4 protein-coding genes and 1 tRNA gene are annotated in these 3,055 nt (G+C 67.6%); 3 read left to right on the forward strand and 2 right to left on the reverse strand.

What is annotated here, in order from left to right; translation table 11 throughout:
• A partial coding sequence (locus tag RTO53_RS19740; RefSeq protein WP_312239360.1) for an AraC family transcriptional regulator occupies positions 1–835 on the forward strand: 835 nt, incomplete at its 5' end.
• A gap of 62 nt (positions 836–897) precedes the next feature.
• Here the strand turns inward: RTO53_RS19740 and RTO53_RS19745 are convergent.
• Positions 898–984 (reverse strand) — tRNA-Leu (locus RTO53_RS19745).
• Between the two features lie 124 nt (positions 985–1,108).
• Between RTO53_RS19745 and RTO53_RS19750 the strand changes: the two genes are divergently transcribed.
• On the forward strand, positions 1,109–1,489 hold the full coding sequence (locus RTO53_RS19750) for a response regulator (RefSeq protein WP_312239361.1): 381 nt from the start codon (positions 1,109–1,111) through the stop codon (positions 1,487–1,489).
• 10 nt (positions 1,490–1,499) lie between these two features.
• Here the strand turns inward: RTO53_RS19750 and RTO53_RS19755 are convergent, their stop codons facing one another.
• Positions 1,500–2,456, reverse strand: coding sequence for an SOS response-associated peptidase family protein (locus tag RTO53_RS19755; RefSeq protein WP_312239362.1), 957 nt, complete (start codon positions 2,454–2,456; stop codon positions 1,500–1,502).
• Positions 2,457–2,540: 84 nt separating this feature from the next.
• Between RTO53_RS19755 and RTO53_RS19760 the strand changes: the two genes are divergently transcribed.
• Positions 2,541–2,957, forward strand: a complete 417-nt coding sequence (locus RTO53_RS19760; RefSeq protein WP_312239363.1) for a GNAT family N-acetyltransferase — start codon at positions 2,541–2,543, stop codon at positions 2,955–2,957.
• Positions 2,958–3,055 lie beyond the last annotated feature (98 nt).

The following is a 3,055-nucleotide window of genomic DNA, read 5'->3' on the forward strand; positions in this document are numbered from 1 at the left end:
CGCCGGTAACTCCGCGAGGGCGTTCCCCCGCACGCCACCCGGCAGCACCACGGCGTGGCTGCAACTACGCGGCACCACCACCATGGAAAGCGCCGAAGGTCGCTTCGTACTGCACCGCGGCGGCTGGATCATGCTCGGTCGTCAGTCGCAGCCCGTCCTGCAGGCCGATCGTCATGGCATCTGCATCGGCATCTGCCTGAGTGCCGATACCCTGCATGCGTTGGGGACCGGTGCAACGCCGCTGTATCCCGGCGTCGGGCGCATGCTGCCAGCCGATGTGCAGATGGCGATCCGGCTGTGGCGCAGGCTTGGACTGGAGCGGGCCAGCGGCACGCCGCACGCCGTGGACACGCGGCCCCTGCTGCTGCTCATGGCCGACCTCCAGCGCGGCATCGCCGACCGCGCGCACGCGTGCCCGGGGCATTCGCCCGCACGCAAGCGGCAGGTGCTGGCCAAGTTGCAGGAGGCGTGCCTGTTCATGCACGGCAACATCGACCGCGCGATCCGCGCCGGCGAGCTGGCGCAGCGGGTGGGCCTGCCTGCCCGGTATTTTTCCGAAGCCTTCCTGGCCGCTTATGGCCAGTCACCGCAGTCATTCGGCACGCGGGTGCGGCTCGCGCACGCAGCGGGGCGATTGCGTCGCGGTGAGATCACCTTGGACGAGGTTGCCGTGGCCGTCGGATTCAAGCATGCCGGCACCTTTGTGCGTGCCTTCCGCGCCCATCTCGGCCAACGCCCCGGCCATCCGGAGGCGCGCCGAGGCCCGCCTTCCACAGCGGGGGCGGCCGCGCCCTTCCGGCTGCATGCCGCGCGCCGCCAGCCTCCCGGCGACTGAGCAACCCAGGGGGCGTTGAACGCAAAAGGCCAGATCCGACGGATCTGGCCTTTGCATTTCCATGGTGCCGAAGGTGGGACTCGAACCCACACGCTTTTAAGGGCGGCGGATTTTGAGTCCGCTGCGTCTACCGATTCCGCCACTTCGGCTGGCTGGCCGCGTAGTGTATACAACTTGGAGGGATCTGGGGAGACCTGAATGCTTCAGACCGCACGCGGCCGTCATCGGGCCGGGACGCTATACTCATCGCGCTGAACGATACAGGGAGCCGGAATGAGCACGTTGCAGGATCTGCGCGTACTGGTGGTGGAGAACGACGAGATGAGCGCGGCGCTGCTGCAGATGCAGCTGGCACAGTCCGGTGCGGTTGTCGTGGGCCTGGCCGCTTCGGTTGCCGAGTCATTGCGCCTGCTGGGCGAAAGCGACCCGCAGGTAGCCTTGCTGGACTACCGGCTGGCCAACAATGAAACCAGTGAAGCGGTCGCCGAGGCGTTGAGTGCGCGCGCGATTCCCTTCGTGCTGGCCACCGGCATGGCCCCGGATCACCTGCCCGATGCGTTCCGGAGCGGCGTGCTGTTGAGCAAGCCGTACCTGACCGCCGAGTTGAACGCCGCCCTGGCGCGCGCGCTGCAGGGCGCGTCGGTGGCCAGCTGAGCCCGCGCGTTCACGCCACTTCGGTGTGCGCCAGTTCGACCGGTTCGCGGTCGTCGAGGATGCGGTAAAGCGCGGCCAAGTCCCGGGGATCCGGATTGAGCCACGCATCCAGATGTTCAGGCCGGATCGGCACGATGCAGCGGTCGTGGCCGGCCGCAGCTACATCGCGCGGCGGTTCATCGGTGATCGCGGCGAATGACAGCAGGCGACCTTCCGGGCCTTCCCATTCCGACCACAGGCAGGCGATCAAAAGATCGCGCGATGGCTGCGGTCGAAATTCCAGGACGACGTTGCCCGGCTTCTCACCGGGCGCCAGTGCGCGCTGTTCCAGGGCGTGGCGCGGGACGTGCTCGTAAAACGACTGCACCACCACCACGCCGTGGCGGTGTCCGAAGGCGCTCTTCCAGTACGACTCCAGGCTGTCGCGGCGCGCGTTGTAGGTGCCCGGGTAGAGCGCGTCGTTGCGTGCGGGCTTGTCCGGCAGCCGGCATTGGTAGCGCATCGGCTTGATCACGCGCTGGCCGTGTTCTGACACGATCACCGGCGCGTACACGCCGGGGAAAATGCGGCTGTCGCGCGGCAGCAACCCGCTGCGGCGCAGGTCGTCCAGGCGTGCCTGCGCGCGCTCGACCCGGTTGCCGGCGACGCGTGCTTCGTTGCGGGCCTTCTGCGTCGGGCGGGTGGCCAGGGCGTCTTCGGCCGCGGTGAGGCGCGCGCTCTGCACGCGGATCTCCTGGTCGAGGGCCTGCATCTCCTCGGCGTGCCACTGCTGGATCCTGGTCACGATGTCCTGGCCCTGCGCGGTGCGCGCGCCGGCAAAGCCATCGTCCATGGCTTTGGGCGTCTTGGGGCGCTGCTTGCCGGCGTCATGCGCGTAGAGCTGGGCGAATTCGTCCAGCGACATCATGGCGCCGAACTCGCGGACCAGCTTGGTGTAATCGGCGCGGATCTGGGCGGAGTAGCACATGTGCACAGGATAAGGCGGTTGGTCGCACCCGATGAGAAATGGATGCGGCATGCTGATGGACCATTCACCGGTGTGAGTTCCGCCATGTCCCTGCCTGCCGGCCTGCAGTGTCTTCCCCATCCGCCGAGCGTTGCCGAGTACCGTGAACTGCGGGTGCTGGCCGGGCTGAGCCCGAAGTCGCTGGAGGCGGCCACCGTGGGCCTGCCCAATACGGTGTTCGGGGTAAGTATCCGTGACGGAGCGCGCCTGCTGGCGATGGGCCGGCTGGTCGGCGATCGCGGGTGTTTCCTGCAGGTGGTGGATATCGCGGTGCTGCCGGAATGGCAGGGCAGGGGGCTGGGCAAGGCGGTGATGCGGCAGTTGGACCAGTGGCTGCAGGCCAATGCGGTGGGCGCGTATGTGAGCCTGATCGCCGATGGGCAGGCCAATGCCCTGTATGCGCAGTTCGGGTTCGTGGAAACCGCCCCGCGGTCGGTGGGGATGGCCAAGGTAATCCGCTGAAAACAAAAAGCCCCGACCGAAGTCAGGGCTGTTTGTTTGAAGCTGGCGTCCCCACGGGGATTCGAACCCCGGTCGCCACCGTGAAAGGGTGATGTCCT

The sequence above is a fragment of the Stenotrophomonas sp. genome, assembly GCF_031995405.1.
Taxonomy (GTDB): domain Bacteria; phylum Pseudomonadota; class Gammaproteobacteria; order Xanthomonadales; family Xanthomonadaceae; genus Stenotrophomonas.